At 68.1% G+C, this 16387-nt stretch carries 13 protein-coding genes; 5 read left to right on the top strand and 8 right to left on the bottom strand.

The window, feature by feature from the left end:
* Positions 1-59 precede the first annotated feature (59 nt).
* Entirely contained in the window at positions 60-1115 is a 1056-nt protein-coding gene (locus E8A74_RS35060) for an MBL fold metallo-hydrolase (RefSeq protein ID WP_136933435.1), read from the top strand.
* On the opposite strand, the gene E8A74_RS35055 is transcribed toward E8A74_RS35060, so the two are convergent.
* The 7 genes from E8A74_RS35055 to E8A74_RS35025 form a co-directional block, all read right to left on the bottom strand.
* Positions 1094-2035 carry a LysR family transcriptional regulator gene (locus E8A74_RS35055; RefSeq protein ID WP_170229598.1) on the bottom strand — a complete coding sequence of 314 codons (942 nt, stop codon included), beginning with the start codon at positions 2033-2035 and terminating at the stop codon, positions 1094-1096. The two genes, E8A74_RS35060 and E8A74_RS35055, sit on opposite strands and share 22 nt — an antisense overlap.
* Positions 2036-2183: 148 nt before the next feature.
* Positions 2184-2801 (bottom strand): cysteine hydrolase family protein, encoded by a 618-nt coding sequence (locus E8A74_RS35050; RefSeq protein ID WP_136933433.1) that lies wholly within the window; start codon positions 2799-2801, stop codon positions 2184-2186.
* Between the two features lie 14 nt (positions 2802-2815).
* Positions 2816-3673 (bottom strand): alpha/beta fold hydrolase, encoded by an 858-nt coding sequence (locus E8A74_RS35045; RefSeq protein ID WP_136933432.1) that lies wholly within the window; start codon positions 3671-3673, stop codon positions 2816-2818.
* Between the two features lie 22 nt (positions 3674-3695).
* A complete protein-coding gene (locus E8A74_RS35040; RefSeq protein ID WP_136933431.1) occupies positions 3696-4520 on the bottom strand; it encodes an alpha/beta fold hydrolase in 825 nt (274 codons plus the stop codon).
* A 474-nt stretch (positions 4521-4994) separates the two neighbouring features.
* Positions 4995-5588, bottom strand: coding sequence for a protoglobin domain-containing protein (locus E8A74_RS35035; protein ID WP_136933430.1), 594 nt, complete (start codon positions 5586-5588; stop codon positions 4995-4997).
* A 136-nt stretch (positions 5589-5724) separates the two neighbouring features.
* Positions 5725-6369, bottom strand: a complete 645-nt coding sequence (locus E8A74_RS35030) for a response regulator transcription factor (RefSeq protein ID WP_136933429.1) — start codon at positions 6367-6369, stop codon at positions 5725-5727.
* Positions 6366-8384 (bottom strand): PAS domain-containing protein, encoded by a 2019-nt coding sequence (locus E8A74_RS35025; protein ID WP_136933428.1) that lies wholly within the window; start codon positions 8382-8384, stop codon positions 6366-6368. Before E8A74_RS35025 ends, E8A74_RS35030 begins: the two co-directional genes overlap by 4 nt.
* A 162-nt stretch (positions 8385-8546) precedes the next feature.
* On the opposite strand from E8A74_RS35025, the gene E8A74_RS35020 reads away from it, so the two are divergent.
* The gene (locus tag E8A74_RS35020) at positions 8547-9380 is read left to right on the top strand and encodes an alpha/beta hydrolase (RefSeq protein ID WP_136933427.1); all 834 of its coding nucleotides are present in this window, start codon (positions 8547-8549) and stop codon (positions 9378-9380) included.
* A 210-nt stretch (positions 9381-9590) separates the two neighbouring features.
* Here the strand turns inward: E8A74_RS35020 and E8A74_RS35015 are convergent, their stop codons facing one another.
* Positions 9591-10298, bottom strand: coding sequence for a hypothetical protein (locus E8A74_RS35015; RefSeq protein WP_136933426.1), 708 nt, complete (start codon positions 10296-10298; stop codon positions 9591-9593).
* 514 nt (positions 10299-10812) lie between these two features.
* On the opposite strand from E8A74_RS35015, the gene E8A74_RS35010 reads away from it, so the two are divergent.
* The 3 genes from E8A74_RS35010 to E8A74_RS35000 all read left to right on the top strand — a co-directional run bounded on the left by E8A74_RS35010 (position 10813) and on the right by E8A74_RS35000 (position 16386).
* A complete protein-coding gene (locus tag E8A74_RS35010; RefSeq protein WP_170229597.1) occupies positions 10813-11721 on the top strand; it encodes an adenylate/guanylate cyclase domain-containing protein in 909 nt (302 codons plus the stop codon).
* A gap of 163 nt (positions 11722-11884) precedes the next feature.
* On the top strand, positions 11885-12772 hold the full coding sequence (locus E8A74_RS35005; protein WP_136933424.1) for an ABC transporter ATP-binding protein: 888 nt from the start codon (positions 11885-11887) through the stop codon (positions 12770-12772).
* An 8-nt stretch (positions 12773-12780) separates the two neighbouring features.
* Positions 12781-16386: an ABC transporter permease/M1 family aminopeptidase gene (locus E8A74_RS35000; RefSeq protein WP_136933423.1), complete on the top strand. Its 3606-nt coding sequence runs from the start codon at positions 12781-12783 to the stop codon at positions 16384-16386.
* Position 16387 lies beyond the last annotated feature (1 nt).

Below are 16387 nucleotides of genomic sequence, written 5' to 3'. Positions count from 1 at the left end.
GTGCCGCGCGGGGCGATCCATCCTCGTCCTCGGTCGTTCTCGCGTGGAGGGAAAACGCCATGAAGAAGCGCTCGATGATGGCATGGTTCGTCGTGGGTCTCGCCGCTGCCGGCTGCAGCGACGCCTCGCCCCCGGAGGGCACGCCGCCCGCCGAGGTGCCCCAGGGCTTCACGGCTTGTGAGGGGCAAGAATTCACCCTCACCGACCCCAACCCGATGTACGTCTGGACGCCGAAGGCCATTCGCCTCGCCTCGCAAGAGCTCGCGCCGGGCGTCTTCGTGATTTACGACGAGAAAGCGGACGCCCATGCCCCGATGGGCATCCCTCTCGCGACGAGCGGCGGGTTCGTCGTCGGCGCGGATTCGGTGCTCCTCGTCGAGAGCATGATCAACCGGCAGCTCTTCTGCCAGGTCGTGGACCTCGTCCGGAAAGAGACCAACAAGCCCATTCGATACGTCGTCAACACGAGCAGCCACGGGGATCACAGCTTCGGCAACACGTTCCTCCCGAGCGGCGTGCACATCGTGCAGCACGAGCGCACGGCCAAGGAGATCGCGGAGCACTTCGAGGAGGACGTCGCCTTCATGGAGGCGAACTTCGGCGCGGATCAGGGGCTCGACGAGCTCAAAGCGGTGGCCGCTGATATCCTCGTGAAGGACGGCGCGCCGTGGACGATCGATCTGGGCGGCGTGACCGTCGAGGCCCGGTACCACGGGTTCGCGCAGACCGGCGGGGATCTCTTCGTGCGTGTCCCGAGCGCGAAGGTCCTCTGGACGGGCAATGCGCTCGTCGCCGAAAAACCCGCGGTCCCCTGGCTGCTCGCCGGCCACGCGGCCGAGACGGGGATGACGCTCGCCGACGTGAAAGCCTCGCTCCCCGCCGACGCCATCGTCGTCCCGGGGCACGGAAGGCCGGTGACCGTCGACGGCTTCGATTTCGCGATCGATTACCTCGGCACCCTCGTCACCGAGGTCGGCGCCGCCGTATCCAGCGGAAAAACCAAGGACGAGGCCGTCATGTCCGTCACGATGGAGTCGTTCAAGGGGTACGCGATCTGGGACTGGATCCATACGACCGTGAACGTGCCGAGCACCTACGACGATCTCTCGCCCTGATTCGCCGCGGGCGTCTCCCAGCCCGCCCACGGCGGCGTGCGCAGGAGATCCTTGAAGAACTCCACGACGACGCGCGCTTTGGCCGACACGTGCCGCGCCGCGGGATAAAGCGCGTGGATCGGGACGGGCGAAGGGCGCCGCCACCCCGGCAGGACCCGGACGAGCCGGCCGTCGCGGAGCTGGCTCGCCGCGTGGAACACGGGCACGAAGATGATGCCGACGCCCCGGCAAGCCGCCTCCACGAGCATTTGCCCGCTGTTCGTGGTGAGCGAGCCGGAGACCTTGATCTGCGCCTGCCGCGCCCCGCTCGCGAGCTCCCACGAGGTCGGCAGCGCATGGTACGCATAACTCAGACATTCGTGCGCGGCGAGATCCTCCGGCTCGCGCGGGGCGCCCCGCCGTTCCAGGTACGCGGGGGACGCGCAAAGCACCATCTCGGCGGTCGCGAGCCGCTGCGCGACGAGGCTCGTCTCCGGCAGGTCGCCGACGCGAATCGCGAGGTCGAACCCCTCGGCCAAGAGGTCCACGTGCCGATCCAGGAACACCGCGTCCAGGAGGAGCCCCGGATGCCGCGCCTTCAGCTCGGCGAGCGGCCCCATGAAATGGTAGGCCCCCAGCGTCGTCGGCAGCGTGATCCGGATCTTCCCGACGAGCTTCGTCTGGAGCTCCGTGGTGACGTCCTCCGCCTCTTCGAGCGCGCGCATCACCTCGGTGCAGCGCTCGAAGTACGTCCGGCCCGGGTCCGTGAGCGAAAGCGCGCGCGTGCTCCGATGCAGGAGGCGCACGCCGAGCCGGTCCTCGAGCCGTGACACGAGCTTGCTCGCATACGACTTCGTCACGCCGAGCCGCTTCGCCGCGCCCGTGAAGCTGCCCTCGTCGACGACGACGACGAACGCCTCGGCCTCCACAAAGCGGCTCACGCGCGCCTCCCGCTTCGCCGCGCGACGTTCGCGTCCGTGATTCGCCTGTCCGATTTGTTTCGTGCGCCGTGTCGCATCACGGCAGTATCGGCGGGAGGCGAGCGGGCGTCCATGGCGGCGCACCACCATGGACGCCTTCCCGCCCGTCCTACAGCGCGGCCAGGAGCTCCGCCGTGGTCACGATCGCGTGCGCGAACGTCGGCGCATTGAACACGTGGGCGGCGTGCAACATGGCGGGCTCGAAGGCGGCCGTCGCATCCGTCACCAGCGTGACGTGATACCCAAGCTCCATCGCGTACCGCCCCGTGGATTCGACGCACGTATTCGCCACCATGCCGATGAGGATCACCCGCGCAATCCCGTGCTGCTTGAGCTGATGGTCGAGGTCGGTGTTGGCGAACCCGTTCTGCGCCCAGTGCTCCTTGATGACGACGTCGCCGTCCTTGGGCGCGAAATCCGGGTGCCATTCGGCCCCCCACGAGCCCTTCTCGAAGATTTGCATCTTGGCCGCCCCGAGCTGATACGGCGTCGGGTGCTTCCAGGTCGCGAAATCGTTCGGCTCGGCCTTGTGGTGCGGGACGACGAACAGGCGAATGCCGGCGCCCCGCGCGGCGGCGACGATCCGGCGCAGGTGGTCGAGGACGTTGTTCGCCTCGATCGTGCCCTTCAAGCGCGGAAAGAGCTTCCCGCCTTCGCTGAGGAAGTCGTTGTAAGGGTCGATGAAGAGCAGCCCCGTCGATTCGGGCGCATAAAGTTTCGTGGTCACGGCGGGCCTCCCTTTCAGGACGTGCTGCGCACGAACGTCGCGATGTGCTCGGCCGTGGCTTCCGGGTGCTCGTGCTGCGGCCCGTGGCCGGCGCGCGGGTAGGTCAAGAGCTGCGCCGTCGGCAGCTCCTGGTTCAGCGCGTACCAGTTCTCGACCGGGCAGATGATGTCGTGATCCCCGGCGACGTGCAAGATCGGCAACGTGGTGGTCTTCAAGGCCTGAAGGATGGGCTCGGCGGGGAAAAGCGGGTTCTGCGGCTTGTCGCCGATATGAGCCGCGGCCCAGTCGGCGGGGACGGGGACGCTGCGATTCTCGGTTCGCTGCGCGATACGATCCGCCGAGCGGCGCGCGGCTTCCCGGCTCGCCTGCGACCGCGGCTCGAAGAACAGGATGACTTCGTCCTCGAAGCTGTTCACGGGCTTCGACGCCGTATCGTAAAAGAGCTGCTCCGCGAGCTTGACGTTCGGGCCGGGCGGCGACGTGCCGAGCAGGACGGCGTGGGTCAGGCGCTCCGAATACATGGCCACCACCACCTGGGCGGCGAGCCCGCCGAGCGACCAGCCGCCGATCACCACGTCCTTCAGATCGAGCGCCTCGATCAAATCGTTCGCGTCCTTCGCGAGCGCGAAGGGCGAATAATCCTTTTCGCCGGTCGAGAGCCCGAGGCCGCTGTAATCGAACGTGATGACCTGGAAGCCACGCGCCGCGAGGGCATCGAGGAACGCCGGATCCCAGACGTCCATGTTCCCGCGGAACCGCGTGCAAAACACGATCGGCTTGCCGGTCCCGATGGATCGGTACGCGAGCCGCCGGCCCTTCGATTCGACGAACTGATTCGGCGCGGTGATAGCAGTGTGCTCCGTCGTGCTCATGATTCGGCTCCTTCCCGGTCAATCATTTCCCGCCGATGAAGGCGAGGAGGTCAGCGTTGATGCGATCCTTGTGCGTCGACGGCAGGCCGTGGTCGCCGCCCGCGTACACCCGAAGCTCCGCGACCTTCAAAAGCTTCGCCGCCGCCTGCGCGCTCGCGCCGAACGGCACGATCTGGTCGTCGTCGCCGTGGAGCAGCAACGTCGGGACGTCGATCTTCTTCAGATCCTCGGTGAAGTCGGTCTCGGAGAACGCCTTGATGCAATCGAGCGCGTTCTTCAGCCCCGCCTGCATGCCCTGCCGCCAGAAGCTGTCGCGCAAGCCCTCCGAGAGCCGGCCGCCCGGGCGATTCGCGCCGTAAAACGGCGTCGGCAGGTCCTTGAAGAACTGCGAGCGATCCTCCGTGACGGCCTTGCGAATGCCGTCGAACACATCGATCGGCAGGCCGCCCGGATTCGCCTCGGTCTTCAGCATCAGCGGCGGCACGGCGCCGACGAGCACGAGCTTCGCGACCCGCGCGCTGCCGTGCCGGCCGAGGTACCGCGTGACCTCGCCGCCGCCCGTCGAGTGCCCCACGAGCGTGGCCTCGCGCAGGTCGAGGTGGTTCAAGAGCTCCGCGAGATCATCGGCGTACGTGTCCATCTCGTTGCCGCCATAAGGCTGGCTCGAGCGGCCATGTCCGCGGCGATCGTGGGCGATGCACCGATACCCGCGCGCCGCGAGGAAGACCATCTGGTCCTCCCACGCGTCGGCAGTCAGCGGCCAGCCGTGGCTGAAGACCACCGGCCGGCCGGCGCCCCAGTCCTTGTAGTAAATCTGCGTCCCATCCCGGACCGTAATCGTGGCCATGGTGCTTGCGCTCCCTCCATTTCGGACAGCGGAGCCGCTCGTGTATCGCAGCCAGACCAGGCCAGGAACCCGACCAAGGTCGGGTGTCGAGGGGCTGAGCATGGGTCTCCTCTGGAAGCGCCGTGCCCGGGGCGCTGCCCCGGACCCCGCGGGGGGCTGTCCGCCCCCTCGACCCCGGACCAGGCACAGCCTGGACCGAGGGTTGAAAAACTGCGCTCCGCGCAGTTTTTCAAACGGGCCGACGAAGAAGCCGGGGTGCCAGCCGAACCCGCAGCGCGGCGGTCTCGGTGGGCAACGTCGCTGCTGGTCTTGACCGGGCCTGTTCGATGAACTGCGCATCGCGCAGTTCATCGAGCCTGGGTCCAGCCCCTGGCTGGTCCGGGGTGGAGGGGGCGGATAGCCCCCTCCTGGGGCCTGGGGCAAAGCCCCAGCGAAGCGACTTCATGGGTTGGGGTGGGTGAGGTCCTGGGGAACTCAGAACGTCGAGGGCGCGACGTAGGGCTCGCTCCAGAGCGTGATCTGCAGCGTGATCGACTTGAACCAGGCCGTGTGCATGGCCTCCACCTCGGCGGCGCTGTGCCCCTTTTTCGCGAGGAAGGGCTTGATCGTCGCCGTGATCGGCACGATGAAGGCGATCAGGTAGCGCAGGTTGATGGACTGCGCGGCGGAGGCGATGCCATCCGTCTTGCCCTTCTTCGCGCTCGTGTGGCGCAGGCCGATCTCGTACTGGTAGTCGAGCCAGGCGCGGTCGTAGTTCGCGGCGCAGGTGTCGCGGATCCACTGCCCGAAACGGCGACGCACGCCACCCAGGTAGTCCATGTTCGGCTTGCCGTCGGCGCCGCTGAAGTAATACACGAGGTGCGGGTGCGACCCGACGAAGCCGTACCAGACGTCGAGCACGGCCTCGATCTGGTCGTCGAGCACCTCGCCCGCCAAACGCAGGGAACGCACGTCGTCCTCGCCGAGCAGCACGGTCTGCTTGAGCAGCGCGAACTCCTCGTCGCTGAGCGGCGAGCGCGCGACGTTCGAGGTGCCGAGGGTGTAGCCGGGGATCGCGGGAGTGGTCATCGAGGGTTCCTTGGATGGGCTCGGACGGCGCGCGTGGCCATGCTGCGTGCGCTCGCTCCGTGTCGGACAGCGCCGCTCGTGTATCGCAGCCCGACCGGACCCGTGAACCCGACCAAGGTCGGGTGTCGGGAAAAGGCTACAGGCGCCGCGACGCCGTGGACCTGCGCGGATCCTCCACGAGCTTCTCGGCGAGTCGCACGAGCTCGGCGACCGAAGAGGCCTGCATCTTCTGCATGACCTGCGCGCGTTGCTCCTTCACCGTCGCCTCGCGTGTCCCGAACTCCGCGGCGATCTGCTTGTTCAATCGTCCCGCGACGACCCCCGCCATCACGTCGCGCTCGCGCGCCGAGAGGCTCTCGTAGCGGCGCCGCAGCTCCGCGAGCCGCTCGGCCTCCTCGCGCGCGACCCGATCCTGCGCGAGCGCCTCGCGAATGGCGTGGACGAGCTCCTCGGCGCGGAAAGGCTTCGTCAAAAACTCGACCGCGCCGGCCTTCATCGCGCGGACCGACATGGGGATGTCGCCGTGCCCCGTGAGGAACACGATGGGCCGCGGGACGTCGGCTTCGAGCAGCCGCTGCTGGAGTTCCAGCCCATTCAGATCCGGCAGCCGGACGTCGAGCACGAGGCAGCCCGGGAGATCGTCCCGCTGGGCGTCGAGGAACGCCCGCGCCGTCGAAAAGGCCTCGACCGCGAGCCCGATCGAGCCGAGCAGGCGCCCGAGCCCTTCGCGCACGGACGCGTCGTCGTCGACGATGAAGACCACGGGCGCCGTCGGGCTCACGCGGGCACCTCGATCGAAAGCTCGAAGATCGCGCCGAAGCCCTCGTTCGGTCGGGCCCACAACGTGCCGCCGTGCCGCTCGAGGATGGAGCGGCTGATGGGCAGGCCCATGCCGAGCCCGTTCTCCTTGGTCGTGTAAAACGCGTCGAACAGGCGCGCGCTGTCGATGGCGTCGAGCCCGACGCCGGCGTCCTCGACCGCGAGGTGCACGAAGGCCCCGCTCGATCGCCGCGTGACGAAGGTGCTGAGCACGACGCGGCGCCGCTCCGGCGGCACGTCCTTCGAGGCCTCGGCGGCGTTGAGCATCAGGTTCAGCACCACCTGCTGAAGCTGCACCGGATCCCCCAGCACATGCGGCAGATCGGCGAGCAACGCCTGCTGCACGACGATGCCCTGGCGCGTGAGCTCGGGCGCGACGAGCCGGACGACGTCGCGGATGACGTCGTTGAGGCAACACGGTTGATGACGCGGCGGCGAGCGGGACAGGAGCGAGCGGATCCGGTGGAGCACCTGGGCGGCGCGCTCGCCGTCGCCGAGGATCGCGGTGAGCGACTCCCGCACCCGGCCGAGGTCGGGCGGATCGGCGGCGAGCCAGTTCAGCGCGGCGTTCGCGTCGGCGACGATCGCCGCGAGCGGCTGGTTGACCTCGTGGGCGATGGACGCCACGAGCTCGCCGAGGGTCGTGACGCGCGCGACGTGCGTAAGGGTCGCCTGCGCGCGCTCGAGCTCGTCGGCGGCGCGCCGCGTCGCGGTGATGTCCGTCGCGGCGCCGACGATCTCGGGGTGCCCCGCGGCGTTGACGCGGAATCGGCCGACGACGCGGACGAGCTTCACCGCTCCGTCCTCCATCACGAGGCGGTGCTCGTAGTCGAAGGTCCTGCCGTCGGAGAGCGCCTGCCGCACGAGGTCCCCGACCCGCTCGCGGTCGCCTTCGTGGATGCGGCTCAGGATTTGCTCGATCGTGGGCCGGGGATGGATCGGCAACCCGAGGATCTCGCCGATGCCGTCGGACATGCTGAAATCGCGGCGCAGGAGGTCGCAGCCGAAGCTGCCGGTGCCGCTGAGGCGCTCGGCCTCGACGCGGTAGGCCTCGCTGCGCCGCAGCGCCTCTTCGGATTGGCTGCGCTCGATGGCGATGCTCGTGATGTGGGAGCACCGTTCGAGCAGCTCGAGGTCGGCCTTCGCCGGCGTTCGTGGCTCCGTGGCGTAGATGCCGAACGCGCCGAGCACCCTGCCGTCGGACGAGAGCATGGGCATCGACCAGCACGCGCGCAGGCCGTGGGCGAGCGCGCTCGCGCGAAACATGGCGCCGAGCGGATCCGCCTCGATGTCGGCGATGACCACGAGCTCCCGCCGCCACGCCGCCGTGCCACACGAAAACGCCTCGGGCCCGATCGCGGCGCCGTCGATGACCTCGGTGTAGCTGCGCGGAAGCGTCAACGCCGCGGCGTGTCGTAACGTCAGCTTGTCCTCGTCGAGCAAGAGGATCGAGGCGCGTTGCCCGCTCGAAGCGCTCTCCACGAGGCGGACGACGCCTTCGAGGATGACGGAGCTCGGCTCGCCGCGGGCGATCATCTCGAGGAGGCGCCGCTCGTCGACGACCCGCGCCCGGGCCTGCTTCTCGTCGTCGATGTCGCCGTTCAGGCCCCACCACCGCGCGACCTCGCCCTGGTCGTCGCGCACGGGCCCGGCCTGGATCTGGAACCACCGGTAAACGCCGTCGGCGCGCCGCAAGCGCGCCTCCATGCGCCCCTCCTTGCCGGCGGCGCGCAGCGCGGCCCAGATCTCGACGACCGTCGCGAGATCGTCAGGGTGGATCACGTCCGACGTCGTCCACGCCCAGCCGACGAGCTCCGCCTCGTCCTTGCCGGTGTAGTCGCGCCACCGCCGGCTCAAAAACTCGATCGATCCGTCAGCGCCGGCGCTCCAGACGAGGCCCGGCAGCATGTCGAGGATGCCTCGCAGCTCGCCTTCGGCCTGCGGGCGGGGTTCTGAGGCTACCGAAACGCGGCTCATCACCGCCCTGTAGCCTATCTCGTTTTCCTCCCGAGCTGTACGGGCGTTGTTCGGACGGACGCGAACACCCACCTTTGGTCGGGTTCCGTCCGCCGGAGATCCCGTCCATACACGCGCCGGCGGCGCCTACGTGTGCGCGGGGCAACGAAAGGGTTGGTCGAGATGAAGGAAGAGACGTTCGAGGGCAAAGGTGGGCTGAAGATTTTCGTGCGCTCGTGGCGTCCGGAGACGAAGCCGCGCGCCGTGGTGTTGCTGGTCCACGGCTTCAAGGCCCACAGCGGGCTGTACGTGTGGGCGGCGGAGCAGCTCGTCGCGCAAGGGTTTTCGGTCTACGCGCTCGACCACCGCGGGCATGGGCAATCGGAGGGCGAGCGGCTCTACGTCGACAAGTTCAGCGACTACGTGGAGGATCTGCACACGTTCGTGACGCTGGCGAAGTCGCGGGAGCCCGGGCTCTCGGTGTTCCTGCTCGGGCACAGCGCGGGCGGCGTGATCTCGTCGATCTACACGCTCGAGCACGGCGAGGAGATCGCAGGCTTCATCTGCGAGAGCTTCGCGCACGAGGTGCCCGCGCCGGACTTCGCGCTGGCCATCCTGAAGGGCCTCAGCCACATCGTGCCGCACGCGCACGTGCTGAAGCTCGAGGACAACGACTTCTCACGCGACACGAGCTTCGTCGAGAAGATGAAGTCGGACCCGCTCATCCCGCGCGAGGGTTACCCGACGCAGACGGTGGCCGAGATGGTGCGCGCGGACGAGCGGCTGAAGCGAGAGTTCCCGCAGATCACGCGGCCGCTGCTGATCCTGCACGGCACGCTGGACAAGGTGACGGTGCCGCACGGCAGCCAGCTCTTCCACGAGAAGGCCGGCTCGACGGACAAGACGCTGAAGCTCTACGAGGGGCACTTCCACGACCTCTTGAACGACGTCGGCAAGGAAGGCGTGCTCGGCGATATCGTGGAGTGGATTTCGGCGCGGATTCCGGGGCAGGGCTGAGCTAGCAGCCTGCTCGCGAAGGCGTCGCGCCGGGGCGCTGCCCCGGACCCCGCGGGGGCTGTCCGCCCCTCGACCCGGACCAGGCACGGCCTGGACCGAAGGGGGAAGAACTGCGCAATGCGCAGTTCTTCCCACGGGCCGCTGGCAAGACCACAAGGGGCGGTTCACGCATCGACGGGCATTGCCGGTCGAATCGTAAGCGCCCCTCGTTCAGCCCTGCGCCGCGACGGCAGACGCCCCGCGCGCGTCCGCATCCTCGGCAGGCACGACCTCGCCCTTCTTGGACGCGGCCTCCAGCACCGGGAAGATCACATCCTGCCGCTCGCGATCCCGCGGGAAGGCCGCTCGCACCACGCCCATCGCGCGGTCGATCGCGTCGTGGTGCGCGTCGCGCAGCGCGAGCTCTGCCTTGAAGGCGTCCTCGTAGGCGGCGAGGGCCTCCTCATGGACGGCGAGAGCGGCCTCCAGGCCCCCGAGCGCGGCGGCGAGCTTGGGCGCCCAGGCATTGCGATATCCCTCGATGCCGGCGACCTTCGCGAGATTGAGCCGGTCGAACAGGTCTTGCATCGGCTTGACCTGCGCCCTGCCCTTGGGCGTGACGACCGGGGTCGAGCCTTTCGGGAACACGGCCGCGCAGATCCTCCCGCGGCGCCCGCCGTCCTCGATCTCGGCGGCGCGGAGGGCGGAGCGGATGACACGTTCCGCGTTGTATTCGGCGAAGCGCGCGGCCGCGCGCGTCTTGACGACGGGGATCCGGAGGGCGAGGCGCTTGTCGTGCTGGCCGCCGAGCGCGTCGTTGATGGTCTGGATGTCGAGGGCGGCGGAGGTGGTCTCCGGGAAGTGAGCGAGGCCGGCCGCGAGCTCGACGCCATACTCGAAACGGACGGCGGACGAGGCATTGCTGCGATACTTGCGCATGAGGGGCTCCCTGGGCCGATGGCCCGGTGGTGGTGGGTGATCTGCCGCGACGCGGGCGATGCAACGTCGGGGTTGTCGTTGAACGCGCGGGGGAAACGGCCATTCAGCGGGAGCAGGTTTTGGTCGCTTGCGGGTGGCTGGACGTTCGAAGCCACGCGGGAGAACGTGACGCGAGGGTGTTCGAACGTTCGAACGGGCGCGCGTCACCGTGACGTGCATGGGGTCGAGCGTTGGGAGACGCAGAGGAGACGGTGACGCGTGGGGGGTTCGAAGGCTCGAACGGGCGCGCGTCCCCGTGACGCGCGCGGGGTCGGGCGCTTGGAGACGCAGAGGAAAACGTGACGCGAGGGTGGTCGAACGTTCGAACAGCCTCGCGTCCCCGTGACGAGCGGGGGGTCGGACGTTTGGAGACCCGAAGGCGACACGACCCCCGCCTCCCCTCCCCGCCGCGGCTCCCCGCTGCATGCGAAATTCTCGCGTCTCGCCCCGACGCGCGGTGTACAGTCGGCCGGCAATGCCCACGGTCCACTACGCGCCCGACGGGATCACCCTCGATGCCCCGGAAGGACAGACGCTCCTCGCCGCCGCGCTCGCCGCCGGCGTCCCGCACATTCGCGCCTGCGGCGGCAATTCGCGCTGCTCCACGTGCCGCGTCGTCGTGCTCGAAGGCCTCGAACACGTCGACCCTCGGAACGAGCGGGAGCAATCGCTCGCCGAATGGTTCGGGCTGCCGCCGAGCGTCCGCATGGCCTGCCAGACGACCGTGCGCGGCCCCGTCCGCGTCCGCAGGCTCGCGCTCGATCAAGAGGACGTGCAGATCATCAGCCGCCTCCGCGCGGGGAAAACGGCCGCGCTCGGCGCCAAGCTCCCCGTCGTGGTCCTCGTCGCCGATATCCGCGGCTTCACGGCGTTCTCCGAGGCGCTCCAGCCCTACGACGTGATCTACGTGCTGAATCGTTATTTCGAGGCCATGGGGCGCGTCGTCGCCGCCGAGGGAGGCTTCATCAACAATTACATGGGCGATGGCCTGACCGCGCTCTTCGGCGCGGACGGGCAGCCAGAGGCGCCCTTGCGCGCGGTGCGGGCGGCCCTCGGCATGTTCGAGGCCGTGAAGCAGCTCGAACCGTACCTCGTGACGAGCCATGGCCGGGCCTTCGACATCGGCATCGGCATGCATCTCGACGAGGTCGTCGTGGGGCCCGCGGGCGCGAGCGACACGAAGCTCGTCGCCGCGATGGGCGGCGCGGTCGACTTCGCTTGCCGCGTCGAGGCCACGAATGCGGAGGTCGGCAGCCGGCTCCTCGTCTCAGAGCCCGTCTACCGCGCCGTGGCGGACAAGGTCTCGGTCGGGCGGACGGCGCGCATCGCGGCCAAACGAGGCCCGGCGGAGCACGCGCTCCACGAGATCACGGCCCTCCGCTGAGAATACGGAAATCACCCGCCATCTCCGTGCTCGACGCTCCTTTGCTCGGCGCCCCGAGCCCCGTTGACCGCCGCGCGAGGAGCGTGGTACGCGAACACGGCAATTCCCGGTTCAATCGCCCCAGGACGGCGCGCTGTCCATGGGCTTTCTCGTGCAGGGAGCCATGCTCGCCATCCGCAACCTCAGCAAGACCTACGAAAACGGCGTCCACGCGCTGAACGACGTCACCCTCGACATCCCGCGCGGTATGTTCGGCTTGCTCGGCCCGAACGGCGCCGGCAAATCGTCGCTGATGCGCACGCTCGCGACCTTGCAGGAGGCCGACAGCGGCACCGCCACCCTGGAAGGCGTCGACGGCAAGACCATCGACGTGCTGCGCGACAAGGACGCCGTGCGGCGCCAGCTCGGTTATCTGCCGCAGGATTTCGGGGTGTATCCCAAGGTGAGCGCGGAGGACCTGCTCGAGCATTTCGCCGTGCTCAAGGGGCTCGCCGAGCGCAAGCAACGCCGCGAGGTCGTGGACGGCCTGCTCCAGCAAGTGAACCTGTGGGACGTGCGCAAGCGCAAGCTCGGCACGTACTCGGGCGGCATGCGGCAGCGCTTCGGCGTCGCGCAGGCGCTCCTCGGACGCCCGCGCCTCGTGATCGTCGACGAGCCCACGGCCGGCCTCGATCCCGAGGAGCGCAATCGGTTCCTCAACCTGCTCGCCGAGATCGGCGAAAACGTCGCCGTGATCCTCTCCACGCACATCGTGGAAGACGTCACCGACCTGTGCCCGACCATGGCCATCCTGAACAAGGGCAAGGTGCTCTTGACCGGAAAGCCGAGTGACGCGATTGCCGCGCTCGAAAACCAGGTCTGGCGCAAGCAGGTGACGAAAGCGACGCTCTCCGACTACGAGGCGCGCCATACCGTGCTCTCGACGCGGCTCGTCGCCGGTCGGCCGGTGATCCACGTGTTCAGCGGCGAGGACCCGGGCGACGGCTTCGAGCAGGTCGCGCCGAACCTCGAAGACGTTTACTTCCAGCTCCTGCGCGCGCAGGCCGCCTGAGCGCCGTCATGATCCGTGAACTCTTCCGCTTCGAGCTGCGCGAGCAGCTCCGTGCGCCCCTGCTCTGGCTCATCGCCGGCTTGTTCGGGCTCCTGGCCTTCGGGGCGGCCAGCAGCGAGGCCGTCCGGATGGGCGGGAGCATCGGCAACGTCTTCCGGAACGCGCCGACGGTCCTCGCCACCTGGTTCGCGCTCTTCACGCTGTTCGGAATGCTGGTCATCACGATCTTCATCAACAGCGCCCTTTTGCGCGACTTCGAACAGGGCACCGCGGAGCTCTTCTTCGCGAGCCCCATCCGCAAACGCGATTACCTCCTCGGGCGTCTCGGCGCGGCGCTCACGGCAAGTTTGGTCGTGTACATCGCGATTGGCCTGGGCATGTTCATCGCCCAGTTCATGCCGTGGATCGACCCTGCGCGCCTCGGGCCGGTCTCGCTGAAGCCTTACTTCTGGGCGTTCGTGGTCTTCGTCGTTCCGAATCTGCTCTTCACCGGCGCGCTGCTCTCGCTGATGGCGGTGGTGACACGCAGCATTCTGTGGGTCTACATCGGCGTGATCGCGTTCTTCGTGCTGTACGGCACGAGCTCGGCGCTCTTGCGCGACCTCGACAACGTCTGGATCGCCACGCTGATGGAGCCGCTCGGCGCGCGCGCCCTCGAACGCACCATCCGCTACTGGTCGGCCGAGGAGCGCAACACCGGCCTGCCGGCCCTCGGGGGCTACCTCCTCGCCAACCGCGTGCTCTGGACGGCCATCGCCGCGGCGTTGTTCGCGGCGACCTTCGCGCTGTTCAAGACCGAGCGCAGCGGCACCGGCCGCAGGCGCTGGGGCCGAAAGGCGAAGGGAGAGGCGCTCGCCGCGCCGGAGCGCGCGGCCCGGCCCGCCGCCGCGGCGGTGCACAGGCCCGAGCCCGTCTTCACGACCTCCACGGTGGGGCGGCAGTTTCTGCGTCAATTGCGCTTCGACACCGTGGGCGTGTTTCGGAGCGTGCCGTTCCTGGTGATGCTCGCGTTCGGAATCGCCAATTTCATCCCGAGCGCGCTGCTCCGCCACACCATGTACGAGACGCCGATTCACCCGGTGACCTCGCAGATGCTGTCCGCGCTGCAGGGCAGCTACAGCTTCCTGCTGGTGATCATCGTGCTGTTCTACGCCGGCGAGCTCGTGTGGAAGGAGCGCGGCGCGAAGATGCACGAGGTCACCGACGCGATGCCCGTGCCGAGCTGGGTGCCGCTCCTCGCGAAGTTCGGGGCGCTCCTGGCCGTGATCGCCACCTTCCAGGCGATCGGCGCAATCGCCGCGATGCTGATCCAGCTCGCCAAGGGGTATACCCAGCTCGAACCGCTCCTGTACCTGAAGACGCTCACGCTCGACGCCGGCGTGTACGTGCTGATGGGCGGCCTGGCATTGACGCTGCAGGTGTTCTGCAACAACAAGTTCGTCGGGTATGCGCTGCTGATCCTGGTGCTCGCCCTGCAGACCGCGCTCGGCCTGCTGGACTTCACCCATCACCTCTACAACTTCGGGAGCTGGCCGAACGCGCCGTACTCGGACATGAATGGCTATGGCCATTTCCTGTCGGCGCAGCTCTGGTTCCAGGGGTACTGGGGCCTGCTCCTGCTTTCGCTGCTGCTCCTGTCGGTGGCATTCTGGGTGCGCGGCAGCGTCAACAGCCGGCGCGAGCGCTTCGTGGTCGCGCGGCAGCGGCTGCGCGGCCGGCTGGGCGTGGCCTTCGGGCTCGGCCTGCTCTCGTTCGTGGCCGTGGGCGGCTTCCTGTTCTGGAACACGAACATCCGCAACGAGTACCGCTCGCCGGAGCAGAACCTCGACCTCGCGGCGCGGTACGAAAACGAATACGGCCGCTACAAGCATCTGCCGCAGCCGAGGATCCGGGCCTCGTCCACGCAGATCGACCTACGTCCCGAGACGCAGGTGGTGCGCATCGACGGGGTCTACCGCGTGCACAACCCCCACGCCGCGCCGATCGAGGAGGTGCACATCAACGTCACCGACGACAAGGCGCTCGTGTCCATCGATTTCGGCGGCGCCGAGCTCGTGAAACACGATGCCCCGCTGGGCTACCGCATCTATCGTCTCGCGCGGCCGATGCAGCCGGGCGAGGAGCGCGAGGTGCGCTTCCAGCTCGATTACCACCCGAGAGGCATCACGAACGAGCTCGCGCAGACGCAGATCGTCGAGAACGGGAGCTTCTTCAACAACCGCATGTTCCCGCAGCTCGGCTACGACGAGCGCGTGCAGATCGACGACCGGAACGACCGCCGCAAGCGCGGGCTCGGCGAGCCCACCCGCATGCCGAAGCTCGAAGACGAGGCGGCGCGCGCGAGCACCTATGTCGACGACGACGCCGATTGGCTCGACTTCAAGACCACCATTTGCACCGCGCCGGATCAGACCGCGCTCGCGCCGGGCTACCTGAAGGAGGAGTTCCAGCGCGACGGCCGTCGCTGCTTCAGCTATGCCATGGACCGGCCGATGCTGAACTTCTACGCCTTCCTGTCGGCGCGCTGGCAGGTGAAGAAGGCGTTTTACAAGGAAGGCACGCCCGGGCAGATCCCGATCGAAATCTATTACGACCCCAAACATCCGTACAACGTCGATCGCATGATCGAGGCGGTGCAGAAGTCGCTGGCCTATTACGAGGCCAACTTCACGCCCTACCAGCACCGCCAGGTGCGGATCATCGAGTTTCCGGGGTACGCGAGCTTCGCCCAGAGCTTCGCCAACACCATCCCCTATTCGGAGTCGATCGGCTTCATCGCCGACCTGCGCGACGCGAACGCCGTCGATTACGTGTTTTACGTGACCGCGCACGAGATCGCGCACCAGTGGTGGGCGCACCAGGTGATCGGCGCCAACGTGCAGGGGGCGACCGTGCTGTCGGAGTCGCTTTCGCAGTACTCGGCGTTGATGGTGATGGAGCAGGAATACGGCCGCCCCAAGATGCGACGTTTCCTCAAGGACGAGCTCGACAAGTACCTCGCCGGCCGCGGCGGCGAGCGGGTCGAGGAGCTGCCGCTCTACCGGGTGGAGAACCAGCAATACATCCACTACCAGAAGGGATCGCTGGTGTTCTACCGCCTGCGCGAGGAGATCGGCGAGGCCGCGCTGAACCGCGCGCTGAAGAAGTTCTTGCAAGACAAAGGGTACCAGCAGCCGCCGTACACGACGTCGGCCGAGCTTCTGGCGTACATCCGCGCCGAGGCCGGCCCGGCGCACGAGGCGCTGATCACCGATCTGTTCGAGAAGATCTGCTTCTATGACAACCGGGTCGAGGCGGCGACCGCACGCAAGCGCGACGACGGCAAGTACGAGGTGACGCTCGACCTGTTCGCGGACAAGCGTTACGCCGACGGCACGGGCAAGGAGACGCCGGGCGAGCTCGATGACTGGATCGAGGTCGGCGTGTTCGCGCGCGGCAAGTCAGGCAAGGAGGCGGACGAGGAGGTGCTGTACCTGGAGCGGCACCACGTGACGAAGCAGCACGAGCAGGTGACCGTCGTGGTCGACGCGGAGCCTTATGAAGCTGGCTTCGATCCGAACAACAAGCTCATCGACCGCGTGTCGTCGGACAACCGCAAGCGGGTCGATCTCTGAG

This window comes from Polyangium fumosum (genome assembly GCF_005144585.1).
In the GTDB taxonomy this organism is placed as follows: domain Bacteria; phylum Myxococcota_A; class Polyangia; order Polyangiales; family Polyangiaceae; genus Polyangium; species Polyangium fumosum.
Note: the sequence above shows the minus strand (reverse complement) of the source record. Positions and strands in the feature narration are given on the sequence as shown.

What these genes read in the sequence shown, in the direction of transcription:
- E8A74_RS35060 (WP_136933435.1), top strand. Translation starts at nt 60, where the DNA reads ATGAAGAAGCGCTCGATGATGGCATGGTTCGTCGTGGGTCTCGCCGCT.
- E8A74_RS35045 (WP_136933432.1), bottom strand. Translation starts at nt 3,673, where the DNA reads ATGAGCACGACGGAGCACACTGCTATCACCGCGCCGAATCAGTTCGTC.
- E8A74_RS35040 (WP_136933431.1), bottom strand. Translation starts at nt 4,520, where the DNA reads ATGGCCACGATTACGGTCCGGGATGGGACGCAGATTTACTACAAGGAC.
- E8A74_RS35035 (WP_136933430.1), bottom strand. Translation starts at nt 5,588, where the DNA reads ATGACCACTCCCGCGATCCCCGGCTACACCCTCGGCACCTCGAACGTC.
- E8A74_RS35025 (WP_136933428.1), bottom strand. Translation starts at nt 8,384, where the DNA reads ATGAGCCGCGTTTCGGTAGCCTCAGAACCCCGCCCGCAGGCCGAAGGC.
- E8A74_RS35020 (WP_136933427.1), top strand. Translation starts at nt 8,547, where the DNA reads ATGAAGGAAGAGACGTTCGAGGGCAAAGGTGGGCTGAAGATTTTCGTG.
- E8A74_RS35015 (WP_136933426.1), bottom strand. Translation starts at nt 10,298, where the DNA reads ATGCGCAAGTATCGCAGCAATGCCTCGTCCGCCGTCCGTTTCGAGTAT.
- E8A74_RS35010 (WP_170229597.1), top strand. Translation starts at nt 10,813, where the DNA reads ATGCCCACGGTCCACTACGCGCCCGACGGGATCACCCTCGATGCCCCG.
- E8A74_RS35005 (WP_136933424.1), top strand. Translation starts at nt 11,885, where the DNA reads ATGCTCGCCATCCGCAACCTCAGCAAGACCTACGAAAACGGCGTCCAC.
- E8A74_RS35000 (WP_136933423.1), top strand. Translation starts at nt 12,781, where the DNA reads ATGATCCGTGAACTCTTCCGCTTCGAGCTGCGCGAGCAGCTCCGTGCG.